This window comes from Burkholderia theae (genome assembly GCF_048565265.1).
GTDB classification, from domain to species: Bacteria; Pseudomonadota; Gammaproteobacteria; order Burkholderiales; family Burkholderiaceae; genus Burkholderia; species Burkholderia theae.
In genome coordinates this window covers 2,442,310-2,466,470 of the sequence record NZ_CP183462.1, presented here as the reverse complement: position 1 = coordinate 2,466,470, position 24,161 = coordinate 2,442,310, and the positions used below count along the sequence as shown (strand labels likewise).

The following is a 24,161-nucleotide window of genomic DNA, read 5'->3' as shown; positions in this document are numbered from 1 at the left end:
ATGGCGACCATCGACGTCAAACACGTGTACAAGCTGTTCGGGCCGCAGGCCGCGCATGCGCGCGTGCTCGACCTGCTGCGCTCCGGCAAGCGCAAGGCCGACGTGCTGGCCGAAACGGGCTGCAACGTCGGGCTCAACGACGTGAGCCTCGGCATCGAGTCGGGCGAGATCTTCGTGATCATGGGGCTGTCGGGTTCCGGGAAGTCGACGCTCGTGCGGCACTTCAACCGTTTGATCGAGCCGACGGCCGGCGAGATCGTGATCGACGGCAGCGACGTGATCACGCTCGACGCGCACGGGCTGCGCGAGTTGCGCCGTTTCAAGGTCAGCATGGTGTTCCAGAACTTCGGGCTGCTGCCGCACCAGACCGTGCTCGACAACGCGGCGTATGCGCTGCGCACGCGCGGCGAGAAGCGGCACGACGCGGCCGAAGCGGCGCGCAACTGGCTGACGAAGGTCGGGCTCGACGGCTACGGCGACCACTACCCGGACGAGCTGTCGGGCGGGATGCGGCAGCGCGTCGGCCTCGCGCGGGCGCTGGCCGCGGATACCGACGTACTGCTGATGGACGAGGCGTTTTCGGCGCTCGATCCGCTGATCCGCACCGAGATGCAGGATCAGCTGCTCGAACTGCAGGCGACGCTTTCCAAGACGATCGTGTTCATCACGCACGATCTCGACGAGGCGCTGCGCATCGGCGACCGGATCGCGATCCTGCGCGACGGCACGCTCGTGCAGGTCGGGACGCCGGACGACATCCTGTCGCGTCCCGCCGACGATTACGTGCGCAGGTTCGTGGAGAAGCGGTCGAGCGTGAACTGAGCCGGCGCGAGAACGGCCAGCGAAGCACGGGGTGTCCCGCCTGCGTTTTGAGCGGCAGCCGGCGGGCACCCGCACATGATCGAGCCTCGGGCGGCCCGCGGGTTCCGTGTGGTGCACCGCAGCAGGATTTGCGTCGCCACTCCAGCGCGCCTGCCGGCCGGAGTCCTCGTTCCGGTCGATAACCCGACCCGCGCGCGCCAACGCTCGCCGCGGACAGAATTCGAAGAAAAAGCGACCTATCACAGTCGAAACATTTCTGAATGGCGTTCCAAGCGGGCTTTTGACGCCTTGGTGGAATGAATTCGGCGAGCGTCCTTGCCGGACTTGCGTTTGCGATCGGGATCGAATACCCGGCGCTACAGGCATACCCGGATGCGCCAGACGCGGCAGGCTCAAAAGTGAAACATTCCGCGCTTGCAGGACCTGCGTTCGTCATGTCAGGCAAGCGTATGAATGTAAAGGGGAAATCCATCCGCATATCGCGGATGTCCCGGCGCCATGCCGATCCACGCGTTTCAGACTTGAAACATAAACCGCGTGCCGGGATCGGGCAGTCAGGCCACGTCGCGTGAAGAATCCAACGGTCTCTTTGTGTTCATGCCGCATGCGGGATTGGCATCGCCGATGCGTGGTGTCGTCCGGATTGGTGCGGTCGGCCAACCGTTCCTCGTTACTTCAGGAGGATTTCATGCGCAAGACTTTATTGGCGTCCGCTGCGTTTCTCGCCTTGGGATGCAGCGGCTACGCGATAGCGAATCCATGCAGCAGCGATACCAGTTCGACATGCAGTCAGAAAGCCGATGACGGATCGAACACCCTCACCAACACAGTCAACTCAAGCCAGACCAGCACCACCGGGTCCAATGCGAATGAGGTTTCGCCGGGCGCGAGTGTCTATCAGGATTCGTACAACAGCACCAAGGTCGTCGCGCTCAGCAAGCTCGACGGCTACGTCAGCAATGTCCAGGTCTGGGGTATCGGCAACCACGCGACCAACTCGGGCAGCGCGGCGGGCGGAAGCGGCGGCAAGGGCGGCAACGGGTATGGCTACGGTGGCACGGGCGGTAACGGCGGAGGCGGCGGTGCGGGCGGCGACGGCGGCAAAGGCGGCAGCGCGCATAACGGCAGCGCCACGGCGGGCAACGCCAGCAATGGCAGCGCGACGGCCGGCACCGGCAACGCCGGCAAGGGCGGCAACGGCGGTGCGTCCGTGGCTGATGGCGGGACAGGCGGCTCCGCCACGGCGAGCGGCGGCTACGGTTCCGGCAAGGGCGGCGGCGCAGTCGCGGCCTCGGTCGGCGTAGGCGGCGACGGCACGGGCAGCGGCACCGGCTGGGGCGGCGGAACCGGCACCGCCAATCCGGGTTCCGCGTGGGCCAGGAATCATGGCAGCGGAAGCGCGTCGGCATCGGCCGGCAGCGGCACCGGCACCGGCACGGGGACCGGCAGTGGTACGGGTAGCGGCACCGGCGGCGCAGGGTCGGCGGGTACGTCGACCGCTTCGGGCGGATCGGGCTCGGGCATGGGTGGCGCAGGCACGTCTTCGGGCGGAGCAGGCGGCTCGGGCGCGGCCGTTGCGGGCAACGGCGCTGCAGGCGGCGCAGGCACGGGCGGCAGCGCGACGAACGGTGGCGCGACGACGACGGCCGGCAACGGCAGCGCAACCGCGGGTAGCGGCGCAGTGGGCGCGATGGGCGGCGCGGGCGGCGCAGGCGGCGTCGGCGCAGGCGGCACCGGTAACGGTGCGGTCGGCGGCGCGGGTGGCGCAGGCGGAGTCAATACGGTCGACGCGGGGACGTTCAACATGTCCAACGCGATGACGAGCGTCGGCCAGACCGCGGCGGGCATCATGGTCGCCAACCAGAACAGCGGCATGGCGTCGCTCATTCAGCAGGCCGTGACCGTGCAGGCGAACCTGACCGTAGGACGTTAGAAGGCCGGTTGGTCCTGGCGAGTCGAATGCATGGACGCGGGCGCATGCGATCCCGCGGCTTGCGTTCCATCGCCGGACGGAAGGACTGCCGGCGAGGGCGGGATGGCTGAATGGCCGTCTCGCTCCCGCTGGCGCAGGCCGGGCTGATTTCCGTCGATCGACGGTCACGCGGATTCCGCTCCCTGTGCGCCGGGTTCGAGCCGACTCGCGCAGGGACCAAGGAGACAGCCATGCGAATCCGAACGGCACTTTCGCTGGTGATATTGCCTGCGGCGCTGCTGCCGGGCCTGACGGCCCATGCCGCGGATGACGGGGCACGAACCGTTGCGGTGGAGGCAGCCGTCGGCGTGGCGCCGGCAGCCGTACCTTCCCCACCCACCGCGCGCGCGGATCAGGCCGCTCCGGCCGAGGCCGCCGCACCCCCTGCGACCGGCGCCGCGACCGCGCAAGCGGGCAGCTTCGGCGTCGCGATGACACCCGACCAGCTCGACGAGCATCGGGGTGGCGATGCGCTGATCGGCCAGAACTATCTGACTGGCGCGGTGACCGACAACGTGGCGAACCGGGTGTCGACCGGCTCGAATTCGATCGCCGACGGCTCGTTCGCCAATTCGAGCGGTCTGCCGACGGTCATCCAGAATACCGGCGCCAACGTGTTGATTCAGAACGCGACGGTGCTCAACGTGCGCTTCGGGAACTGACCGATGAGACAGGTTGCCGCAGCGTGCATCGCGGTGCTCGCGTACGCGCTATCCGGCCCGGTTGCACGGGCGGACGAGATGACGGTCGTCGATCCGACGGGCGCCGGCTATGCGATGCACGTCACGAGTCTCAAGGAAGCGCGCTTCAAGCGCACCGTCAAGCAGCAGTTCGATTTCAGCTGCGGGTCGGCTGCCGTCGCGACGCTGCTGACTTATCAGTACGACTATCCGATGACCGAGCAGACCGCCTTCGCCCAGATGTGGGAGAACGGCAATCAGGAGAAGATCCGCCGGCAGGGCTTCTCGCTGCTCGACATCCGGCGTTTTCTCGGCGCGCACGGCTTCGTCGCGGACGGCTACGAACTGCCGTTGCAGACGCTCGCCAAGACGCACACGCCGGCGATCGTGTTGATCACCGAGCACGGCTATCACCATTTCGTGGTCGTGAAGGGGCTGCGTGACGGGCGTGTGCTCGTCGGCGATCCGGCCACCGGCACGCGGCCGATGTCGCTGGCGAGTTTCGAGCAGAAGTGGGAAGACCACGTGATTTTCGTGATTCACAACCGGCCCGAGCTGGCAGTGTTCAACGACCCGCGTGACTGGCGCGTCGCGCCAAGCGCGCCGCTCTACACCGGCATCGCCCGCGACGGCCTGTACAACGTCGTGATGCCGAAGCATGGCCCGAGCGACTTTTGAGGACCGTCATGAGATCCGAGACCAGGAAGATCGCCGGCATCGCCGCGATGGTGTGCGGCGGGGTGACGTCCGTGAGTGCGGCAGCGATGCAGGACGGCGTGCCGTCCGCAACCGTCGAGCCTGTCGCGCAGACGAGCGGTGTCGTGCCGGCCTCCGAACCGAGTGGCGCGCAAGAACGGAGCTGGTCGGCGGCCGACGCGATCGCGCTCAGCGACGCGCGCCTCGATGAGATGCGCGGCGGCTTCGATATGCCGAGCGGCCTGAAGGTTTCGTTCGGCGTGTCGCGTGTCGCGTTCGTGAACGGCAATCTGGTCGCGTCGACCAGCTTCAACATCCCGGACATCAGTCATATCACGGCGCAACAGGCGCAGGCGCTGGCGGCCGCCAATGCGGGCGGGCTGATCCAGGTCGGCGCCGGTAACGCCGCGCAGCCCGCCGCGCTGCCGGCGCTGACCGGCGCGGTGATCCAGAACACGTTGAACAACCAGCAAATCCAGGCGATGACGACGATCAACACGACCGTCAACACACTGTCGATGTTCAAGAACCTGAACGTGATGTCGACGCTGAGCCATGCGCTGCTCGGCGCGTTGCCGGGACGATGACGGCTCGGCGCGCGACCGATGCATGGCTGATGAGCGGGCAGCGGCCCGCCGTCGGCGCTGTCCGGTGATCAGAACGCAATCGGCACGCGCAGCGTCATGACCACGTCCGGCGTGTCGCGCGTGAGACCGGCGCCGATCGAAAGATTCAGCGTGGTCTTCGGCGACAGCCGGTACGAGTAACCGACGAGCAACGTGCCGAGTATCACGCGTACCGAGCTGGGGACCGTCTGGCCGTTCTGTTTCGTGGGCAGCACGATGCTCTGGTCGTAGCCGAGGCTCACCGACGCTTTCTCGTTCAGCGCGAGGCCCATGCCGATATTGAAGCCCCAGATGTCGCCGGGCTGCACCTTGCCGACGAAGTCCTTCTGGCCATCGAGAATCGTGAGGCTGAGATTGTCGCGGCTGAAGCTGTGCAGATAGCTCACGTTGCCGAAGAACACCACCGGGTCGGACGGAAAGAGCCACGTGAGGCCCGGCTGAATCGCGTAGAAGCCGGAGCCCGTCGGTTGCTCGAGCGGCAGGCCGGTGCCGGTCGCATTGCCGACGCAGCGCGTGACGCAGTCGGTGACGACGTCGAACGGGCTCTTGCCGGTGGCCGTCTTGAAGCGCAGCCAGCCGATGTAATAGAACTTGTCGGGGCCGCCGATATTGAACTGGTAGCGCAGCGTCATTTCGACGTCGCCGAGGCCCTTGCCGTGGCTGTTGAACGCGTTGTCCTGGGCGGTACCGGTGAAGATCTCGCGGCTGATCGTGTCGTTCGTCGAGTACACATAGGGGATACGGACTTCGACTTCCATCCGGTTGGTGATCCCGTAGCGCACCGCGACCGCAGCCGTCAGCGTGGTGGTCTTGACTTCCCGCACGTCGACCAGGCCGATCAGCAGCGCCGGGATGATCGTGTAGCCGACGAGTGCGACGCGGTCCGACGACGAATAGCTGAACTGAAGCGATGGCTCGACGACGAACTTGTGCTTCGGCGTCAGCACGCCGGGCTGATCGAAGATCGGCGCGACGGGCGGCGGCGCGGTGTCCGGCACCGGCGCCTGGCCGACCGGCTGGTTCGGCGGCGCGGCGGGCCCGACCGCGGATTGCACGTTTCCGGGGGCATTGCCTGCCATGCCGCCCGGGGCGCCGGTATCGGGCTGCGGCGCTGCGTCGCCGGAGCCGCTGGCGTCCCCGGGGCCCGTGCCGCGCCGGGCCGCGAGTTCTCGGTTGTCCAGCGCCCGGCTCAGGCGAGAGAGACTGGCTTCCTCGTTGGCCAGCCTGCGCTTGAGCGCGTTCAGTTCCTGCTGATGGTGATCGACTTCCTGGCGCAGTGCGGAAATGTTCTCCTGCGTCGACTGGGCGTCCAGCGACTGGGCCTGCGTTTCGGCCTGAAAGAGCAGCACGCTTGCATAGCTGATGGCTTGGATGCAGCGAAATGGCATGCGCTTCACGGTGCGCCTCCACGATCGGGCCCGCGGTTCTCTCCCCGGTGCACGCCGACGGCAGGCCGCGCGCGCGTTGCCCCGGATCGCTTCGCTTCGCGTCACGTCACGCGAGCGCTGAACGCGCGTCACATCGCACGCGAGCCAAAGGATCTCTCCGGCCGCATCGATGTGCGTGATCGAACGCAATGAAACTTCGGCAGCGAGGCCGCGCGCCGACACTGGTTTGTCGTGTGCACAACGTCCCCACGACGTCACGTCCCGCCGGCCGAACGACACGGCGACACCTGTTTCGCGGGGACTTCCGTCAAACCGAATGCACGTTTCGAGCCTGTGCGCACGGGCCGAGCGGCATGTTCATGGGAGTGTTTTCCCGTGTACCGGCGGGCATTGTTCCGACCAGACGATGCACGGGGCCGGCCGACGTCGCCGGAGACGCGATCGCGTGGAAATCTTGCGTTCCGTTCCGGCCGCGACGCGCGTCGATTCCGCGGGAAGCGGTTCGCGCGAGCGTCGGGCCGTCGCGTCAGTGCGGGACGGATTCGCGGGTGGGCATCCGCGTGCTGGCGGTTTCCGCGCGTTGTGCATCCGCCAGGATCAGATCCGCGCCTTTCTCCGCGACCATCATCGTCGGCGCGTTGATGTTGCCCGACGTGATGTTCGGGAACACCGACGCATCGACGATCCGCAGCGCCTGCAGCCCGTGCACGCGCAACGACGCATCGACGACCGACGTCGCCGCATCGGGCCCCATCGCGCACGATCCGCACAGGTGGTAGATCGAACCCGACTGTTCGCGGAAATACTGCAGCATCGCTTCGTCCGAGTCGACCTGCGGCCCCGGCGAGATTTCCTCGACGGTCATCGACTTCAGCGCCGGCGCGCGCATCAGCGCACGGATCACCTTGCTGCCCTGCACGGCTTCGTCGAGATCCTTCTGCGTGGTGAGTGCGTTGATGCGGATCTTCGCGGCGTCTTCCGCGCGGTTCGACGCGATCTCGATCGTGCCGCGGCTCGTCGGCCGGCACGGGTTGAACGCGATCAGGAAACCCGAATACGGCTCGGGCTTGATGCTCGCGCGGTCGCTCTTCGGAATCCGGTACGACAGCGGGTTGAAGTAGAGCTGGATGTTCGGCTCCTGCGTGTCGGCCGAACCGCGGAAGAAACCGCCGGCCTGGTTCACGCTCATTGCGAGCGGGCCGCGCTTCGTCAGCAGGTAACGCAGCCCGATCTTCATCTTGCCGAGCAGCGTGCCCATCTCGTCGTTCAGCGTCGGCCGGTTCGCCTTGAAGTAGAAGCTCACGCACAGGTGGTCCTGCAGGTTGCGGCCGACCGCCGGCAACGCGTGCACGAGCGGCACGCGCTCGCGTGCGAGCAGCGCCGGATCGCCGACGCCCGACAATTGCAGCAGCTTCGGCGTATCGACCGCGCCGGCCGCGAGGATCACCTCGCGCGCGGCGACGAGCGTTTCGTCGCCGTGCTCGCCCGCGACGACCACGCCGGTCGCGCGCGTGCCGTCGAACGTCACGCGCCGCACGAGCACGCCGGAGCGCAGCGTGAGGTTCGCACGACCCAGCGCGGGCCGCAGGTACGCGAAGCTGCTCGAACAGCGTTCACCGTTCTTCGTGTTCAGGTCGTAGATGCCCGCGCCTTCGAACTGCGCGCCGTTGAAATCGTCGGTGCGCGGCAGGTTCAGCTGCGCGCAGCCTTTCAGGAACTCGTGGACGATCGGATGCACGTCGGCCTTCATCGACGTGATGTGGATCGGCCCCGTCGCGCCGTGATGCTGCGGATCGGTCACGCCGGCCGCGTGGGTTTCGAGCTTGCGGAAGTACGGCAGCACGTCGTCGTACGCCCAGCCCGGATTGCCGGCATGGGCCCAGTCGTCGTAGTCGCTGCGCTGGCCGCGCACGTAGACCATCGCGTTGATCGAGCCCGACCCGCCGACCACCTTGCCGCGCGGGCAGTACAGCTTGCGATCGGCGAGCTGCGCTTCGGGCTCGCTGTAATACATCCAGTTGTAGCGGCGGTTGTAGTAGGTCTTCGTGAAACCGACCGGCACCTTGAACCAGAACGACGCGTCGCGCTCGCCCGCTTCGAGCAGCAGCACCGAATGCCGGCCCGATTCGCTGAGGCGGTTCGCGAGAATGCAGCCGGCCGAGCCCGCGCCGACGATGATGTAGTCGTAAGTCATGGTCGCGTTGTTCCTGGTCAGCCCTTCGCGGGGGCGAGATCCTTCACGTCGACGGGTTTGTCGCCCATCTGCAGGTGCAGCCGTTCGCCGGTGTAGGGCGTGTGCCGCTTCACGACGTCCATGTCGAGCTCGATGCCGAGGCCCGGCTCGTTCGACGGGATGATGTAGCCGTCTTCCCAGCGGATCGGCGTCTTCACGACCTCCGAATGGAACCCGCCCCACGTCATGATGCTTTCCTGGATCAGGAAGTTCGGCGTGCAGGTCGCGAGCTGGATGCTCGCGGCCGCGCCCACCGGCCCGTTGTACAGGTGCGGCGCGATCTGCGCGTAGTGCACTTCCGCGAGCGTCGCGATCTTCTTCGCTTCGAGCAGGCCGCCCACGCGCGCGACGTTCAACTGCAGGATCGACGCGCCGCCTGCCTGCAGCAGCTTGTGGAATTCGTACTTGGTCGTCAGGCGCTCGCCGGTCGCGATCGGAATCGACGTGTGTTTCGCGACTGCGGCGATCGCTTCTTCCTGGCCCGGCGGCACGGGTTCCTCGAACCACAGCGGATCGTATTTTTCGAGCCGCTTCGCGAGCCGGATCGCCGACGACGGCACCATCTGCCCGTGCGTGCCGAACAGCAGGTCGGCCTTGCTGCCGACGGCCTCGCGCACGCGGCGGCAGAACAGCTCGCAACGGTCGAGCACTTCGAGCGACAGCTGGTGGCCCGAGTAGGCCGTGTACGGGCCGGCCGGATCGAACTTGACGGCCGTGAAGCCGAGCTTCACGTTCTCCGCCGCGCATTCGGCCGCGAGGTCGGGATCGTCGTAGTCGTATTCGCCTTTCGCGTTCTTCGGGTACAGATACGTGTACGAGCGCAGCCGCTCGTGGATCCTGCCGCCGAGCAGTTCGTACACGGGCTTGCCGGCGGCCTTGCCGATGATGTCCCAGCACGCCATCTCGAGGCCGCTGACGACGCCCATCATCGTGAGGTCGGGCCGCTGCGTGAAGCCGCTCGAATAGGTCTGTCGGAACAGCCGCTCGACGTGATGCGGGTCGTGGTTCAGCAGGTAGCGGTCGAACACGTCGTCGATGATCGGGCCCATCGCCTTCGGATGGAACGTCGCCGAGTAGATCTCGCCGACGCCTTCGATGCCGTCGTCGGTCTTCAGCTTCACGAAGATCCAGTACATCCCGCCGATATGCGGCGGCGGCACGGCGACGATGTGGGTTTCGAGCGAAACGATCTTCATGCGGACTCCTTGAGGCGGTTGAGGCGGTATTTGAGGAACGCGGCGGCGCCCGCGCCGCAGAGCGCGATGGCCGCGATATAGCCGAAATAGAGCTGGTAGCCGTGCGCGCCCGGGTAGGTCTGCGTCACGTAGCCGTTGATCAACGGCACGAACACGTCGGGCGAATAACCGAGCACCGAGATCAGGCCGATCGCGAGGCCCGCGCAATGCGTCGGCACCTTGCAGTCGTCGAGCAGCGACCAGTACAGGCCGCGGATCGCATAGGTGAGGATGCCGATGAACAGCACGAGCACGACGAGCATCGCCTGCGGGCTGTGCGGCGGTGCGGCGATCAGCCCGACGAGCGACAGCGCGGCCAGCACGAGCGCCCAGAACAGCACGGACACCTTCGATACGCGGTCGCCGAGGAAGCCGCCGCCGATGCCGCCGACGGGGCGCATCCACAGCTTGAGCGTCGTGATGAAGCCGGCCGCCGTCGCGCTGAGCCCGAAATTGCCTTCGTGCAGGTACGCGGAGAAGCTGTAGGTCGCCCAGAACACCTGGTAGCCGCAGAACACGATCGCCGCGACGAGCCACAGCTCGGGGATTGCCGCGAGCGTCTTCAGGTCGGCCAGCACGCTGCCTTTGCGGCGCTCGGTGGCCGCCGCGCGATCGTTCGCGCGGGACGGATCCTTCACCAGCGCAAGCAGCACGCCGAGCGCGATGCAGAAGAATGCATACAGATGCACGACGAGCTTGAAGCCGGCCGCATCGGTGCCGCCGCGCGCTTGCGTCACGTAAGCGAACAGCGTGATCGCGATCGTCGCGAGCAGCGCCTCGACGAGCCCGCGGCCGCCGTCGAGCAGCCCGAAGAAGCGGCCCTGTTCGTCGGGGCCCGCGATCATGTTCACGCGCTTGATCACGGCCGCCCAGAACGTGAGGCCGGTGGTCAGCCCCCAGCCGCCGAAGATCAATACGAGCAGGTTGAACGACGGCCCGGTCGCGTAGACGAGCCCGAGCGCGCCCGTCGCCAGCAGCGAGAAGCAGATCAGCCAGCGCGGCGACAGGCGGTCGGCGAGCCAGCCGCTCGGCAGGTAGCTGACGAGAAAGATCGTGCCGAGCGACGAATACAGATAACCGAGCTGCACGTCGTCGATACGGAAGAACTGCAGCATCGTCGGCTGGTACACCTGCCGCAGGTACAGCATCGGGTAGATCGCGCCCGCGGCGATCACGAGCAGCAGCAGTTGCAGGTAGCGTTGCGCGCGCGAGTCGGGCGACGCGTGCGTTTTGTCGTGCAACGCGAGCGACGCGGCGGGCGTCGACGGTTGGGTCGGCATGATGTCTTCCTCCATCAGACTTCCTTCAGGCGGAGTCTGCAGATTTGTTTTGTGTTCGATCGGATCAGGGGCGGCGCGCGCGGCGTGGTGTCGGGATGCGCGCGCCGGAAACGGAGCGTCGGCGTGGCGTCAGTACTTCATGACGACGAGGCGCGTCTGCGTGAATTCGAGCATTCCGTGCTTGCCGTCGTCGCCGCCGAGGCCCGAGCGCTTCCAGCCGGCGTGGAAGCCCTGGTACGGGTCGGCCGGCGTGCGGTTCACGTACAGCTCGCCCGCCTCGATCGCGTTCGCGACGGTCATCGCGGTGCGGTATTGCTCGGTGTAGAGCACCGACGACAGCCCGAACTGGTGGTCGTTCGCGAAGCCGATGGCCTCGTCGATCGTCGAGTAGCGCAGCACGGGCATGATCGGGCCGAAGGTTTCCTCCTGCACGATCTCCATGTCCTGCCGGCAGTTCGTCAGCAGCGTGGCCGGGTAGAAGAAGCCGGGGCCGTCGGGGATCGCGCCGCCGGTTTCGAGCGTCGCGCCTGCCGCGATCGCGCGTTCGACCATCCCGTGGATGTGCGCGCGCGCCGACGCGCTGACGAGCGGGCCCATGTTCGACGGATCGGCCGCGCGGTTGCCGCTGCGTACGGCGCCCATCTTTTCCTTCAGCAGCGCGACGAAGCGGTCGTGCACGCTGTCGTGCACGTACACGCGTTCGATGGCCGTGCACAGCTGGCCGCAGTGGGTCGTCTTCGATGCGACGAGCGCGGCGGCCGCGCGTTCGAGGTCGGCGTCGGGCTCGATGATCGCGGGCGTCTTGCCGCCGAGTTCGAGCGACGGTTTCGCGATGTTCGCCTTGCAGTAGTCGAGCACCTTGCGGCCGGCGTTCACGCTGCCCGTCAGCGTGATCATCCCGACCGCCGGATGCGTGCACAGCGCCTCGGCCGTCACGTGGTCCATCGTCAGGATGTTGATGACGCCGGGCGGGAAGCCCGCATCGTCGGCGGCCTTCGCAATCTCGAACGCGGACACCGGCGTGTGGTTGCTCGGGCGCACGACCACCGTGTTGCCGGCGATCAGCGCGGGCGCGACCTTGCGCAGCAGCGTGTAGACGGGATAGTTGAACGGGATCAGGCATGCGACGACGCCGATCGGCTCGCGCTGCAGGAACAGGTTCTCGTCGGGCGTGTCGCTCGGGATGATCTCGCCCTCGATCCGGCGCGCCCACTCGGCGTGGTAGCGCGTGATCTGGCCGGCGTAGACGGCTTCGTTCGACGCATCTTCGACGCTCTTGCCGGATTCCTGCGCGAGCGCCGCGCCGATCTCCGGCGCGCGGGCGGTCAGCGCGTCGGCGAAGCGGTGCAGGTAGGTGGCGCGCTCGGCGCTCGGCAGCTTGCGCCACGCCTTTTGCGCGGCGGCCGCGGCGTCGACGGCGGCGAGCGCGTCGGCCGGCGTTGCGGCCGGCACGCGCGCGAACGGCGCTTCGGTGGCGGGATTGTGGACGACGATGAACGCGTCGTTTTCCGGGACGGCGAAACGGCCGTTCACATAGTTGCGTTCGGTGCGCATGAAGTGACTCCTCCGATGGATGCGGGCGGATCGCTTCGAGTGGCGACACGCGCGTAACGGGATAGAGGCCATTCTCTTCATGCGTTTAGCGCACGACAAACGACTTATTTTCGTGTCGAGCATGAGAAAAATGCACGTTACTCGGCGAATCGGCCGGAATCGCCCGTCCGGCAAGGCGGGTGTGGCGGTGGCGGGATGCGGCGCGGGCGGTGGTCAGGCCGCGTTTTCCGACGGGTCCGAATGCGGGCGGGCGCGGAAGGCGCTAAGGTGTCGCCCGCGGGCGCCGGCCGGGGCGGGCCGAGGAGGAGCGTGCGCTAGGCCAGCGGCACCTGAGGCAGCGGCGACGACGGTTCGAGGTGGCGCTTCGCGAGCCACACTTCCTGCTGCAGCCAGTCGCGAAACTGCACGATGTGGGGCAGGTTCGTCTGCTCGGGCCGCGTGACGAACCAGTACGACTGGTGGCCGTCGACGTGGACGTTGAGCACCTGCATCAGTTGCCCGGTCGCGAGTTCGCGCGCGACCATGTGGCGGTCGGCGATCGTGATCCCGAGGCCGTCGATCGCCGCGCGGATCGCGTGGTCGAGCAGGTCGAATTCGTAGCCGCCGCGCGTGTCGACGTCGGTGATGCCGGCTGCCTTCAGCCAGTGTTGCCAGGTCAGGTAGCGCTGGTCGTCGGTCGCGAGCACGTGCAGCAGCGTGAAGCGGTTCAGGTCGATCGGCGCGCCCTCCTGGCGCAGCCGCGCATACAGCGCGGGCGCGCAGACGGCGATATGCTGCTCCTGCATCAGCAGCGCGTTGTCGAAGCCGTCCCATTCGCCGTCGCCGAACCGGATCGCGCAGTCGAGCACGCGCGATTCGCCGAGGCTGTCGTGAATGCGGGTCGTGAGGCTCAGTTCGAATTCGGGATGCGCATCGCGCAGCCGGCCGAGACGCGGCATCAGCCAGCGCGCGGCGAAGGTCGGCGGCACGTTCGCGCGCAGGCGGTTCAGGTGGGTTTTTTCCTGCAGGCTGCGCACGGTCAGCTCGATCTTGTCGAACGATTGCTGCAGCGCGCGCAGCAGCACGCGGCCGGCCGCCGTCAGTTCGAGCTGGTGATGGCGGCGCTCGAGCAGGGTTTCGCCGAGCTGGTCTTCGAGCTGGCGGACCTGGCGGCTCACCGCGCTCTGCGTGACGTTGAGCAGTTCGGCCGCGCGCGTGAAGCTGCCGGTGCGGCCGGCCATCTCGAAGGCTTTCAGCGCATTCAGCGCCGGCATCTTGCGTCTCACGGGGCGGTGTCGTGTCGGGTGCGGGATGGTTATTGTAGGCGGGACGGGGCGACGCGTGATGCAGTGGCGGGCCGGGCCTTGGGGTTTTCACGGTGTGACGGCCGGCGCGCTTTTCTGCGATAAAGCTGCCCGCACGATGGCCGGCGGTGCCGGCCGGCAACAGAACGAACGAGAGGAACACACATCATGCGACGCCTGCCATCGTTGATCGCGCTGCGATTTTTCGAGGAGACCGCGCGTCACCTGAGCTTCAATCGCGCGGCGGTCTCGCTGTGCGTGACACAGGGCGCGGTGAGCCGGCAGATCCGGCTGCTCGAGGAAGCGCTCGGCGCGCGCCTGTTCGAGCGCGATCACAAGGGCGTGCGCCTGACCGATGCCGGCGAGAGATTGCTGCCGTTCATCGGGCAGGCGTTCGACACGATCGAGCGGGGCGTCGGCGAAGTCGCCGCCGCGCGGCCGGGCGCGAAGCGGCGCCTGACGGTGTCGCTGCCGCCGACGTTTGCCACGCAGTGGTTTTCGCCGCGGCTCGGCACGCTCGCGGAGGCGCTGCCCGACGTCGAGCTGTCGATCCGCACCGAGCCGGCCGACGATTGTCATTGCCACATCCGCTTCGGGCGCGCGGCGCGGCCCGGGATGCAATCGGAACTGCTGATGATGGAGCGGCATGCGCTCGTCGGTGCACCGCGCTATCGCGGCGACGCGCTCGACGTGCTGCTCGGCCGGCTGCCGTCGCTGCATGTGCTGCACGAGGGCAAGCGCCTGACGCTGTGGGCCGACTGGTGCGAGCAGGCGGGTGTGCCGGTCGCGCGGATCGGCGACGGCATCGAGTTCTCGACGCTCGAACAGGCGATCCGCGCGGCGCGCAAGGGGGCGGGGCTCGCGGTGGTCGACCTGAACATGATCGAGGAGGAGATCGGCGAAGGCAGCCTCGTGCGGCTGTCGCCGGTGCAGCCGATCGGGCCGTTCGGCTATTGGCTCGATGTCGAGCCGGAGAGCGTCGCGGTCGAGCATGTGATCGCGTTTGCCGCGTGGTTGCGGGAGCAGGCGGTGAGGCGGGGGTAGGGGAGAGGCGCGAAGGGGGCGCCCGGATCGCAATGCGGTATCGATCACGACGACGATGTTCGTCGATCGTTCACACGGCGATCCTCCGATCTCGATCTGTCAGAGAGTGTCACAAGTTGCGGTGTACAGATCGGGATCCAGGCCGAAATGCATGAACGTTTCCCGGCCCCCGATGGCTTTGGCTTCGGCTTCCGAGATGATGGGCAACGTGCACTTCGATGGATCGATGTGTCCCACGTTGAAGACTTTTCTCGGCAGCGGGGGCGTCGGCTCGCGGGTCGATTGTGCGGCCGGCTCGGCGGCGGACGTGCGCGCGAGGCTGCGACGGAGTTCGTTCGTGAGGAGTGCTTCGAGGAGTCGCCGCATTTCCGCGCGCCAGACGAGACGATTTCCGCTCATACGATTGCGCGCCACCGACGGTCGCATGATCCGGAATCCGGCGATTGGGCGGTGCTTTTCTGTCATTCGTAAATCCCCTTCTCGATCAAGTAATCCCGCAGTGTCAGCACGGATGCGCCATGCGGCGCAACGTCGAATGTCACCCACCGATGTGACCCGGCGACTCGCCAGAAGTCTCGCCCGACCCGGGTCGCATAGAGCGTGCGCAGGGATCGAAGCGAGCCATCGGCCAACCCGACCGGATATCCCTGGAAATACTGGAACAGGGCTGCTTCGTCTGGATGTGCGCCGGGAATGGGCGCATCGAAACCGAACCTCGGCCATGCGTAATATCCATAGAGCCGGGGCCCGCCGGGTTCCGGCGGTGCTTTGCGGCCACCCATCGCCAAAGCGCTGATCCGGGTGATGCCCAACGTATCACACGCCCGAACGATTCTCCAGAGCATTGCCGCGCCGAGTCCGACGACCGCGCCGTCGGCCAGATCGATTGCACGGAGTTCGAGCACCCGCGTATCAGCAGTTCGGAATACTGATATCCGGTTTTCCGATCGGATCAACGTGGGGTGGGTGATGGCGAATGTCAATTTGCCGGCACTGTCGAGATAGGCCTGAACGTCCGACCTGGCCGGCGCGCCGCATAACGAGACCAGCAATTCGTCGGAAACGTGACGGTCAACGCCAAGCAGTGCGGAGATATCCAGGTCGTTTCGATCGACCGTGAGCCGATCGTCGAAATACGTCGTCTCGTACGGCAGGACATGACTGAGATCGACACGCTGGGCGGGCATGGCTGCGGGCGCTGAGTGGAAAGCACCGAGCATATCGCCGCGAACCTGCCCGGCCGAGTCAGCCGAACGGCCAGTTCGAACACGCGGCCGTCGCCCTTTCCGCCCGCTCTACGACCAGTCGAACGTCAGCAACGCAACGCGGTTGACCGGTTCGTAGAACAAAAGAATCCAGTCGGCGCCCATCGCGCGGTACTCCCAGCCGGTCACGCCGGCGACGAAGCGAAAGCGCGCGCCGTCTGGGCCGATCGGCCGGATGTCGTCCGGGTCGCTGTCGTCGACCGGAAAGTCGGCGGTGCCCGACCAGTTGCCCCAGCCGACCGTGCCGCCGAGCTGATCGACGAGGTTGCACGGCTTTTCCCGGCTGAAATCGCGCTCGGCCGGCGCGAACCGGTTGGCCGAGTAAAGGCGGCCGTGTTCGGCGAAGCGCAGGCGTGCGGCTTCGATGCTGGCCTGCTGTTCGGCGTAGTGCTGCTCCAGTTGCTGACGGTAGCGCGCGTCGCGTTCGCCGGGTGGGTTTTCCAGATAGAAGTAGCGCGGATCGCCGAGCAGTGTGTAGCGGCTGTTTCCGTCGAGCCGGAATCCGATCCAGTTCGCGCGCAGATAGGCGTTGTGGTACGCGGTGGTGCTCTGGCCGACGAGCCCGTCGTACGGTTCAACGGGGCTGAGCAGGTGGACCCAGCCGTGCCATGACGGATCGACCGCCGACAGGTCGATCGACACGAGCGGATGCAGGTGACGCGCGAGTGCGGCAGCCGGCTCGGCGAAGACATCGGCGTCGGGCGGGTAGACCTTCAGGCCGGGTTGTGGTGTGACGATGCCTTCAATCATGATCGGTGTTCGCACGGTGAGGGTCCGGCAAGGCTACACGAGAGAAGGCGCTCACCGGATGAGTGCCGGGCACCACCGCAGCCTGTCCGAAGCGCGTCCCGTTTCGTCCATCCGCCTGATCGGAGGCGCCGGCATGCGCGCCGATCCCTCTGGAGATCGTCTTCTTGATAATAGTTGATAAGGGAGTTACCCTTCATGCATCGAATTCAATGCGGTCGGGAGGTCGACATGATCAGTGCGGAACTGGGCCAGCAACTGGAGGCTTATGTCGCGAAGCTGGTCGAATCGGGGCGCTACGGGTCCAAGAGCGAGGTGCTTCGCGAAGGCGTGCGCCTGATTCAGGATCGCGAGGCGCAACTGAATGCGCTGGACGCGGTGATCGCGCGCAGCCTGGCCGATGCGGAAGCAGGACGCGGCGCCGATGCTCAGGAAGTATTCGATCGCCTCGAAGCGAAGTATCGGGCACAGGCGAATCGTCAGGTATGACCGTCCGCCTGTCGGACTTCGCGATTGCCGAACTCGAATCGATTGCCGACACCATCGCGCGTGACAATCCGCAACGAGCCGTGACCTTCGTGCGGGAGATTCGCGACAAGTGTCTGGGCCTTGCCGGGATGCCGCTGGCGTTTCCGCTGGTGCCGCGCTTCGAGCGTCACGGCGTGCGACACCGCGTGTACGGCAACTACCAGATCTTCTATCGGGTCGTCGGCGATCCGCCGACGCGGATCGATATTCTTCACATCCTGCACGGCGCGCGCGATTACGCGTCGATTCTCTTCTGAGCGATTACACGCATCGCGTACTGTCGGGAAGGTAGAAAAACGGCCGGCTCGAATGCACGAACCCGGCCTCGGCCGGGTTCGTTCGAATCACAATCCGCATTCCGCATTACCGCCGCACATAAGCGGCGTGCCGATGCGAAAGCGCTTGTGCGCACCGCCACAGGCAGGCACGACGCCCGCCTCCATCGTCAATGCCCCGACGCCTCCTCGAGCGTCAGATGCTTCGTCTCCGGCGCCCACGCGATCGACACGATCATCCCGACCAGCAGCACGCCCGCCAGCGCGAACATCGTCGCGTGAAAGCCGAGCGTCGCGATGCCGACCGGCAGCAGGAACGTGCCGATCGCCGAGCCGAGCCGGCTGCACGCGATCGCCAGGCCGACGCCGCACGCGCGCACTTCGGTCGGAAAGCACTCCGGCGGAAACACGCCGACGAGGTTGCTGAACGCCGACATCGTCAGCGTGAAGATCGCGAACGCGACGATCATCGCGATGGCCGCCGACGACGGCAGCACCGCCAGCGCGACGAGCGACGCGCACGTCACCGCGAACGACCCGATCAGGAAGCCGCGCCGCGACAGCCGGATCGTCAGCCAGATGCCGATCAGCGCGCCCAGCACGAGGAAGCCGTTCAGCAGCAGGTCCGCGCCGAAGCCTTCGGCGAGGCCGATGGTCTTCAGGATCGTCGGCAGGAACGTGTAGATCGCGAAATACGGAATCACGAGGCACACGAAGAACGCGCAGTTGAAGATCGTCCGGCGGATCAGGTCGCGCTGGAACAGCCGGCCAAAGCCCGTATTCGCATGCGGCTCGGTCGAGCCGTCGAGCATTACGTGCGGCCCGAAATGCTTCGCGACGATCGCACGCGCTTCCTTCACGCGGCCCTTGCCGAGCAGCCAGCGCGGCGATTCGGGCGTGCCGATCCGCAGCACCAGCACGATCAGTGCGGGCAACGCGGCCGACGCGAGCAGCCAGCGCCATGCGTCGGGCGCGGCGTCGCTGTACGCGAGGCCGAGCACGTTCGCGGCGACATAACCGATCGTCCAGATCACGCTGAACGAACCGAGCAGCGCGCCGCGATGCTTGCGCGGCGAGAACTCGGCGAGGATCGCGTGGCCGACCGTGAAGTCGCCGCCCATCCCGAAGCCGATCAGCACGCGCAGCAAGCACAGCTCGAGCGGCGAGCTCACGAAGAACTGCGCGAACGCGGCCGCGGTGATGATCACGAAGCTCGTCAGGAAGATCTTCTGCCGGCCCATCCGGTCGGACAGCCAGCCGAACACGAGGCTGCCGAAGAAGATGCCGATCAGCGCCGAGCTGCCGATCATCCCCATCCAGAACGCGTCGATCGGCATCTGCTTGCCGAGCGCGGCAAGCGCGTAGCCGATCGTGCCGAGCGTGTAGCCCTCGGTGAAATGCGCGCCGAACGTCAGACCGGCGATCTTCACGTGGAAACGGTTGAGCGGTACGTCGTCGAGTGCGATGGGGCGGTGCGGCGCGTCGGCGCCGCGCGACAGCGGCAACGCGCGGGCGGTGCCGGATTGAACGTTGGCTTGGGTCAAGCTGCCTCCGGATTTGTTATGCATGCGGCGCGCGGGCGTCGGCCGACGCCGCGAAACCGTGCGAGGCGCCGCGCGGCCGGGCGGCGCGCGGCGCGGATCGACCGCGGAGAGCGGTCGGGGGTCAGCGGCCGAGGCCGGCCATCAGCGTGTACTTGAGTTCCACGTATTCGTCGAGGCCGTACTTCGAGCCTTCGCGGCCCAGCCCCGATTGCTTGACGCCGCCGAACGGCGCGACTTCGGTCGAGATGATCCCGTCGTTGACGCCGACCATCCCGCTTTCCAGCGCACCCGACACGCGCCACGCGCGGCCGAGGTCGCGCGTGTAGAAATATGCGGACAGCCCGAACGGCGTGTCGTTGGCCGCGGCGACGGCTTCGTCCTCGGTCGTGAAACGGAAGCAGCCGGCGACCGGGCCGAAGGTTTCCTCTTCGGCGATCAGCATGCCGGGCGTCATGCCGGTCAGCACGGTCGGCTCGTAGAACGTGCCGCCGAGTGCGTGGCGCTTGCCGCCGGTGAGCACGTTCGCGCCCTTCGCGGTGGCATCGGCGACATGTCGCTCGACCTTGCCGAGTGCAGCTTCGTTGATCAGCGGCCCCTGGTCGACGTCGCCCGCGAGCGCGTTGCCGACGCGCAGCTTGCGCACGGCGTCCGCGAGCTTGCGCGTGAAGGCGTCGTACACGCCGTCCTGCACGAGGAAGCGGTTCACGCACACGCAGGTCTGGCCCGTGTTGCGGAACTTCGACGCGATCGCGCCTTCGACCGCCGCATCGAGATCGGCATCGTCGAACACGATGAACGGTGCGTTGCCGCCGAGTTCGAGCGACAGCTTCTTCAGCGTGTCGGCCGACTGCTTCGCGAGCAGCTTGCCGACCCGCGTCGAGCCCGTGAACGACAGCTTGCGCACGACGGTCGAGCTCGTCAGCGTCTCGCCGATCGCGACCGCGTCGCCCGACACGACGTTGAACACGCCGGCCGGCACGCCCGCACGCTCGGCGAGCACCGCGAGCGCGAACGCCGACAGCGGCGTTTCCTCGGACGGCTTCAGCACCATCGTGCAGCCGGCCGCGAGCGCGGGGCCGGCCTTGCGCGTGATCATCGCGAGCGGGAAATTCCACGGCGTGATCGCCGCGACGACGCCGACCGGCTCGCGCGTGACGACGATCTGCGCGTTCGGCTTCGGGCTCGGGATCACGTCGCCGTACATGCGCTTCGCTTCTTCCGCGAACCATTCGAGAAAGCTCGCCGCGTAGGCGACTTCGCCGCGCGCTTCCGCAAGCGGCTTGCCCTGTTCGCGCGTCAGCAGCTCGGCGAGCGCGTCGCGGTGTTCGAGCATCAGCTCGCCCCAGCGCTTCACGCGGGCGCCGCGCTCCTTCGCGGTCAGCGCACGCCACGCGGGAAACGCGTGGGCGGCCGCATCGATCGCGCGCTGCGTGTCGTCGGCGCCGCCTTTCGCGACCTTAGCGATCGTCTCGCCGGTCGCCGGGTTCAGCACCGGGTAGGTCGCGTCGCTCGCGCCATGCGATTCGTGCCATTCACCGCCGATGTAATGGCCGGTTCTCAGAAATTCGCTCATCGTGTGTCGTTCCTTCAGTGCTTCAGTCTGCCGCGAAACTGCCCTGCGCCGGACGCGACTCGCGCGCGATGCGCTTGCCGGCCGTGTAGTCGTTGATCAGGTCGCACGGCGTGTAGTTGCGTTCCAGTTCGTGCAGCTCTTCTTCGGTCAACCGCGTTTCGAGCGCGCCGAGTGCGCTGTCGAACTGCTCGACGGAATCCGCGCCGACCAGCATGCTCGCGATGCCGGGCCGGCTCAGTACCCACGCCTGTGCGATCTGCGCGGGCGGCACGCCGCGCCGCTTCGCGACCTTCGCGACCGATTCGGCGATCGCGAGCGACGCTGCGTCGCCGTACATCTGCGCGGTGAAGAAGTCGGTCTGGTTGCGCGTCGATTGCGGCTCGCAGGTCAGCAGGCCGCGCGCGAGCGGGCTGAACACCGACACGCCGACGCCCTGGTCGATGCAGTACGGCACCATCTCGCGCTCTTCCTCGCGATATGCGAGGTTGAGCTGCAGCTGCATGTTGATCGGCTTGTCCCAGCCGTTGCGCTCGCACGCCTGCATGATCTTCGCGAACTGCCACGTGTACATCGTCGATACGCCGATGTAGCGCGCCTTGCCCGCGCGCACGATGTCGTGCAGCGCGCTCATGGTTTCCTCGACGGGCGTGTTCACGTCGAAGAAATGCAGCATGAAGATGTCGACGTAATCCATCCCGAGGCGCTTCAGCGACCCGTCGATGCCGTCGAGCACGTGCTTGCGCGAATGGCCGCCCGCGTTCGGGTAGCTGCCCATGTCGTAGCCGACCTTGGTCGTCACGACGAGCTCCTCGCGGCGCGCGTTGCGCTTCAGGATGCGGCCGACCACTTCCTCGCCGACGCCGGTCGAATAGAAATCCGCGAGATCGATGAAGTTGACGCCGGCATCGAGCGCGCGGCGCACGATCGGCTCGCTCTGCGCTTCGTCGAAGATCCACGGCTTCCACTCGGGCGTGCCCATGTTCATCGTGCCGAGACACAGGCGGGACACCTTCAGGCCGGACTGGCCAAGGCGGACGTATTCCATGCTTCCTCCTGGTGCGGCCTCGCCGGCCGCGCGTTGTCTGTCAGTTCTTTTTCGGTGTGTAGAACGGGTTCGACACGTCGCGCGCGGCGGCGAACACGGCGTCGCGATGCGGCAGCCCTTCCATCGCGGCGACGATCGCGTTGCGGCATGCGCGGTAGTTGTTCTCGAACACGGCGTCGAGGTCGTCGGTCTGCGGGTTCACCCAGTTCGCCGACACGACGACCCAGTCGTTCTCCGCTTCGGGCGGCAGCGTGCCGTTCTCGAGCGCTTCGGCCACGGCCTTCGCGATGCCGGCCTGCGACGCGCCCCACGTGGCGTTGCCGTGGAAGTCGCTGGCGATCTGCGCCTTGTTCACGTACAGCGTGAGCGGCTTGGTCGGCACGCCCGGCTGCGCGATCACGACGAACGGCGCATGGCCGGCCGACGGCGTCGCGAGCGCGGTCGCGAATGCCTGCCCGGCCGGGCCGTTGCGCGGGCCGACCAGCACGTTGATGTGCGCGAGGTTGACGCCGGGGCCTTCGAAGCCTTCGCCGATGTAGAGCTGCCTGGGTTGGGATGCGGTCATTGCGGTGTCTCGTCGATAAGGTTGGTGTGAGGCGATTGTGGTGGGCCGCGGCGCGGCCGGTGAATCGATGTTTTCTGATCGAGGTATGAGTTTTCGTCGTCTCCGGGAAAGCCCTTGGCCCGGCTCGCAAACGCCCGCCGGGCGGGCCGCGGCCGTCGTCGTGACGACCGGCGGGACGGCATCGGCGGGTGGGCGTTCGCGTCCCGGCTCCGGGTTTGTCATACCCGGGCAGGGGTTGGAGGGCCGAGCGCATCTGGACAACAATCGGCGTACTCCGAGCCCTATCTTTCGTCTTCCCTTTTCTTTTCGAAAGCGAGTAATTCCGATGGCTGCCATTCAGAAGCCCGATTGGTCGAAGCTGAGTTCGCTCGATCCGGAGCTGATCCGGGCATTCGTCGCCGTCGTCGAAAGCGGCGGCTTCACCGCGGCGGCCCGGCAACTGCATCGCACGCAGTCGACGATCAGCCTGCGCATCCGCACGCTCGAGGAGCGGCTCGACACGCACCTGTTCATGCGCAACAGCCGGCGGCTCGAACTGTCGCGCGACGGCGAGAATTTCCTGATCCACGCGCGGCGGATCATCCAGGTGCAGAACGACGCGATCATCGCGTTGAAGCAGACGAGCAGCGACCGCGGCGTGGTGCGCTTCGGGCTGCCCGAGGACTATGCGGAGCTGTGGCTGCCCGACCTGCTGAAGTCGTTCTATGCGATGCGGCCGGGTGCGCGCCTGCACGTGCACTGCCGGACGTCGCTCGAACTGCTCGAACGGCTGCAGGCCGGCGAGCTCGACGTCGCGCTCGTCGTGCGGCACGGGCCGAACGCGGGCGGGCGGCTGCTCGGCCGTCACGACGTCGTGTGGGCCGCGCACCGGGATTTCGCGCTCGGCGCGCACGCGTCGGTGCCGCTCGCGCTGTTTCCCGAGACGTGCTGCTACCGGCAGCGCGGGCTGCAGGCGCTCGCGACGGCCGAGCGGCCGTATCACGTCGTCTATACGAGCCAGAGCCCGACCGGCATCAAGATCGCGGTGAACCACGGCGCGGCCGTGACGATGATCGATCGCTGCACGCTGCCCGAGAACTGGCGCGTGCTCGACGACACGGACGGGCTGCCGCCGCTGCCGGCGGCCGATCTCGAACTGCATCGCTCGCCCGGCATCTGCGACCCGCTGACCGACGATCTGGTGTCGCTGATCGAATCGATGGTCGACGAGCGGCGGCGCGCGTCGCTCGAGGCGTTCGCGTAGCCGGGCAATTGCGAAGCGGGAGCGGGCGGGGCGGCCCACGCGGCACGGGGCCGGATCAATCCGGCGCGCCGCGTCCCGCATGCCGTTTTTTGCACTGCCGCCCCGTTTTTTTGCACGACGTTTATGCGGTCTCTTCTAAGCTGGGGATGTGTCGAACAGCCGAGACGGCTTCCGTCCGCTCCATGACCTTCATCCATCCCGTTCCTGCCTTCGATGTCGCCGGCCGCCAGTTGCGTGCCGGTGCACACAACAACGTCATTCCCTTCCCGCCTCCGCGCCCGCGCCTGCAGTTGCCCGTCACGCTGACGGCCGACTCCGGCGAGCATGCGCGCGCCCGGCTCGCCGCGCTGCTGAATTCCCCGCTCGGCGTGTACGTCGTCAGCGCGCGCGCCGTGCGCGACGTGATCCACGTGCACTTCGACGTCGCGCCGGAAGACCTCGATTTCACGCTGCACATGCTGATCGCCCAGCAGGCCGACGCGGTGATCGGGCCGGTCGCGCGCCGGCTGCGGATCGGGTCGAAGGCCCGGTGAGCCGGGACATGCCGGTTGCGCGCCGCGTCG

General features: G+C 67.1%; 23 protein-coding genes. 10 read left to right on the top strand and 13 right to left on the bottom strand.

What is annotated here, in order from left to right:
- From ACN22W_RS28615 to ACN22W_RS28595, 5 genes are all read left to right on the top strand, one after another.
- Entirely contained in the window at positions 1-822 is an 822-nt protein-coding gene (locus tag ACN22W_RS28615; RefSeq protein ID WP_419688046.1) for a quaternary amine ABC transporter ATP-binding protein, read from the top strand.
- A 688-nt stretch (positions 823-1,510) separates the two neighbouring features.
- Positions 1,511-2,755, top strand: coding sequence for a hypothetical protein (locus ACN22W_RS28610; RefSeq protein WP_419688045.1), 1,245 nt, complete (start codon positions 1,511-1,513; stop codon positions 2,753-2,755).
- Between the two features lie 230 nt (positions 2,756-2,985).
- A complete protein-coding gene (locus ACN22W_RS28605; RefSeq protein WP_419688044.1) occupies positions 2,986-3,456 on the top strand; it encodes a hypothetical protein in 471 nt (156 codons plus the stop codon).
- 3 nt (positions 3,457-3,459) lie between these two features.
- Positions 3,460-4,152 carry a C39 family peptidase gene (locus ACN22W_RS28600; RefSeq protein WP_419688043.1) on the top strand — a complete coding sequence of 231 codons (693 nt, stop codon included), beginning with the start codon at positions 3,460-3,462 and terminating at the stop codon, positions 4,150-4,152.
- 8 nt (positions 4,153-4,160) lie between these two features.
- On the top strand, positions 4,161-4,757 hold the full coding sequence (locus ACN22W_RS28595; RefSeq protein ID WP_419688041.1) for a hypothetical protein: 597 nt from the start codon (positions 4,161-4,163) through the stop codon (positions 4,755-4,757).
- A gap of 68 nt (positions 4,758-4,825) precedes the next feature.
- Here the strand turns inward: ACN22W_RS28595 and ACN22W_RS28590 are convergent, their stop codons facing one another.
- The 6 genes from ACN22W_RS28590 to ACN22W_RS28565 all read right to left on the bottom strand — a co-directional run bounded on the left by ACN22W_RS28590 (position 4,826) and on the right by ACN22W_RS28565 (position 13,739).
- Positions 4,826-6,184, bottom strand: a complete 1,359-nt coding sequence (locus tag ACN22W_RS28590) for an acetate kinase (protein ID WP_419688040.1) — start codon at positions 6,182-6,184, stop codon at positions 4,826-4,828.
- 526 nt (positions 6,185-6,710) lie between these two features.
- Complete coding sequence (locus tag ACN22W_RS28585) at positions 6,711-8,378, bottom strand: GMC family oxidoreductase (protein ID WP_419688039.1); 1,668 nt, start codon at positions 8,376-8,378, stop codon at positions 6,711-6,713.
- A gap of 17 nt (positions 8,379-8,395) precedes the next feature.
- Positions 8,396-9,613 carry a mandelate racemase/muconate lactonizing enzyme family protein gene (locus ACN22W_RS28580; RefSeq protein WP_419688038.1) on the bottom strand — a complete coding sequence of 406 codons (1,218 nt, stop codon included), beginning with the start codon at positions 9,611-9,613 and terminating at the stop codon, positions 8,396-8,398.
- Entirely contained in the window at positions 9,610-10,932 is a 1,323-nt protein-coding gene (locus ACN22W_RS28575) for an MFS transporter (protein WP_419688037.1), read from the bottom strand. Before ACN22W_RS28575 ends, ACN22W_RS28580 begins: the two co-directional genes overlap by 4 nt.
- Before the next feature lie 129 nt (positions 10,933-11,061).
- Positions 11,062-12,486: an aldehyde dehydrogenase gene (gene aldA, locus ACN22W_RS28570; RefSeq protein WP_419688035.1), complete on the bottom strand. Its 1,425-nt coding sequence runs from the start codon at positions 12,484-12,486 to the stop codon at positions 11,062-11,064.
- A gap of 314 nt (positions 12,487-12,800) precedes the next feature.
- Positions 12,801-13,739, bottom strand: a complete 939-nt coding sequence (locus tag ACN22W_RS28565) for a LysR substrate-binding domain-containing protein (protein WP_419689847.1) — start codon at positions 13,737-13,739, stop codon at positions 12,801-12,803.
- A gap of 198 nt (positions 13,740-13,937) precedes the next feature.
- Here ACN22W_RS28565 and ACN22W_RS28560 point away from each other — a divergent pair, with 198 nt between their 5' ends.
- Complete coding sequence (locus ACN22W_RS28560) at positions 13,938-14,813, top strand: LysR substrate-binding domain-containing protein (RefSeq protein WP_419688034.1); 876 nt, start codon at positions 13,938-13,940, stop codon at positions 14,811-14,813.
- A 99-nt stretch (positions 14,814-14,912) separates the two neighbouring features.
- Here the strand turns inward: ACN22W_RS28560 and ACN22W_RS28555 are convergent, their stop codons facing one another.
- The 3 genes from ACN22W_RS28555 to ACN22W_RS28545 form a co-directional block, all read right to left on the bottom strand.
- Positions 14,913-15,278: a hypothetical protein gene (locus ACN22W_RS28555; RefSeq protein ID WP_419688033.1), complete on the bottom strand. Its 366-nt coding sequence runs from the start codon at positions 15,276-15,278 to the stop codon at positions 14,913-14,915.
- Entirely contained in the window at positions 15,275-16,033 is a 759-nt protein-coding gene (locus tag ACN22W_RS28550; RefSeq protein ID WP_419688032.1) for a hypothetical protein, read from the bottom strand. Before ACN22W_RS28550 ends, ACN22W_RS28555 begins: the two co-directional genes overlap by 4 nt.
- Before the next feature lie 75 nt (positions 16,034-16,108).
- The gene (locus ACN22W_RS28545) at positions 16,109-16,828 is read right to left on the bottom strand and encodes a hypothetical protein (RefSeq protein ID WP_419688031.1); all 720 of its coding nucleotides are present in this window, start codon (positions 16,826-16,828) and stop codon (positions 16,109-16,111) included.
- A gap of 228 nt (positions 16,829-17,056) precedes the next feature.
- Here ACN22W_RS28545 and ACN22W_RS28540 point away from each other — a divergent pair, with 228 nt between their 5' ends.
- The gene (locus ACN22W_RS28540; RefSeq protein WP_419688030.1) at positions 17,057-17,314 is read left to right on the top strand and encodes a type II toxin-antitoxin system ParD family antitoxin; all 258 of its coding nucleotides are present in this window, start codon (positions 17,057-17,059) and stop codon (positions 17,312-17,314) included.
- Positions 17,311-17,610 carry a type II toxin-antitoxin system RelE/ParE family toxin gene (locus ACN22W_RS28535; protein WP_419688029.1) on the top strand — a complete coding sequence of 100 codons (300 nt, stop codon included), beginning with the start codon at positions 17,311-17,313 and terminating at the stop codon, positions 17,608-17,610. The genes ACN22W_RS28540 and ACN22W_RS28535 overlap by 4 nt, the downstream gene beginning before the upstream one ends.
- A 188-nt stretch (positions 17,611-17,798) precedes the next feature.
- Here the strand turns inward: ACN22W_RS28535 and ACN22W_RS28530 are convergent, their stop codons facing one another.
- The 4 genes from ACN22W_RS28530 to fae all read right to left on the bottom strand — a co-directional run bounded on the left by ACN22W_RS28530 (position 17,799) and on the right by fae (position 22,355).
- A complete protein-coding gene (locus tag ACN22W_RS28530) occupies positions 17,799-19,172 on the bottom strand; it encodes an MFS transporter (protein ID WP_419688028.1) in 1,374 nt (457 codons plus the stop codon).
- Positions 19,173-19,293: 121 nt separating this feature from the next.
- Positions 19,294-20,745, bottom strand: coding sequence for an NAD-dependent succinate-semialdehyde dehydrogenase (locus ACN22W_RS28525; protein WP_048249781.1), 1,452 nt, complete (start codon positions 20,743-20,745; stop codon positions 19,294-19,296).
- Between the two features lie 22 nt (positions 20,746-20,767).
- Complete coding sequence (locus ACN22W_RS28520) at positions 20,768-21,790, bottom strand: aldo/keto reductase (RefSeq protein ID WP_412025408.1); 1,023 nt, start codon at positions 21,788-21,790, stop codon at positions 20,768-20,770.
- A gap of 40 nt (positions 21,791-21,830) precedes the next feature.
- Positions 21,831-22,355: a formaldehyde-activating enzyme gene (gene fae, locus ACN22W_RS28515; RefSeq protein WP_011356415.1), complete on the bottom strand. Its 525-nt coding sequence runs from the start codon at positions 22,353-22,355 to the stop codon at positions 21,831-21,833.
- Between the two features lie 325 nt (positions 22,356-22,680).
- On the opposite strand from fae, the gene ACN22W_RS28510 reads away from it, so the two are divergent.
- Together ACN22W_RS28510 and ACN22W_RS28505 are read left to right on the top strand one after the other, a co-directional pair.
- The gene (locus ACN22W_RS28510) at positions 22,681-23,598 is read left to right on the top strand and encodes a LysR family transcriptional regulator (RefSeq protein WP_412025407.1); all 918 of its coding nucleotides are present in this window, start codon (positions 22,681-22,683) and stop codon (positions 23,596-23,598) included.
- Positions 23,599-23,780: 182 nt separating this feature from the next.
- Positions 23,781-24,131 carry a hypothetical protein gene (locus ACN22W_RS28505; protein WP_419688027.1) on the top strand — a complete coding sequence of 117 codons (351 nt, stop codon included), beginning with the start codon at positions 23,781-23,783 and terminating at the stop codon, positions 24,129-24,131.
- The last annotated feature ends 30 nt before the right edge of the window (positions 24,132-24,161 follow it).